The organism is Xanthomonas euvesicatoria pv. euvesicatoria (assembly GCF_020880415.1).
Classification (GTDB): domain Bacteria; phylum Pseudomonadota; class Gammaproteobacteria; order Xanthomonadales; family Xanthomonadaceae; genus Xanthomonas; species Xanthomonas euvesicatoria.
Genome location: NZ_JAJIUJ010000062.1, coordinates 1 through 899 on the forward strand (window position 1 = coordinate 1; position 899 = coordinate 899).

Sequence of the window (899 nt, forward strand, 5' to 3'; positions counted from 1 at the left end):
GATGCGCTGTTGATGAGCAAGGCGTTCGACAAAGGCGCCGATCTGCTGGACAACCGCGCCATCTACCACCAGATCGACAAAGCGCACGTGGAGTGGCAGTTCAACGGCCGCAACTGGCAGCGCGAAGCGGCCATCGACCTCGCTCCGGATGGCCGGCGCACGAGCGGCGAGCATTTCGTGGTCGCCAGCTACGAGAAATCGCAGGAACTGGGCGCGCTAGCAAACGCCAAGGCAGTGGAGTTGGCGCTGGGCAAAGCCCCGCCGCCCCAGGACCCGTTCAACATCCCTGCACGGGCCAGCGACCAAGTCGGACTAGACAACCAAAACTGGCACCGCAATCCGGAAAGCCAGGCGTGGGAACGACAGGTCAAAACCGCCGTATCCGGTGCCAGCGACCGGGGCAGCTACGAACACCAAACTGCCTCCCCGGAACGCGCGCAGCAGCTCAACCAAGAAGCCCTGGGCCGTATCGAGAGCAACATCGCCACCGGGCGCGAAGCCATCGCCGCTGCCTACCTGGAAAACCACGCCGCGCAACGCGCCCGCGCCTATGGAGTGGAGGTGCCGGCAGCCGTGGAAAGCGCCCTGGCCAAGCAAGGTCTCGTGCTGGGACACGACGGGCAGGTCTACCAGCGGAACGAGGCCGGGCAGTGGGCCGGCAGGGATGGGGAGGCCACTGGCAACCTGGCGGTCGAACTGGAACTGACGAATCAGGTGCGCCAGCCGTCGTTGGAGCGTGCCCAGGAGAGCCTGGCAGCGATCCAGGCGCTTCCCGCGCCCACGGCTGCGCAGATAGAGCACAACGAGCTGCTGCACCGTTACCGAGCCGCAGGTGTCGATTTGAACGTCAACCCGCAGACCCAGCAGGCAGTGGCGCTGGCCGCGCAACGGACCATGGA

The 899-nt window shown here is 65.9% G+C and carries 1 pseudogene; it reads left to right on the forward strand.

Features of this window, described 5'->3' with window-relative positions:
* Window positions 1–899, forward strand: a pseudogene (locus tag LN450_RS10555) (hypothetical protein); the annotation flags it as partial.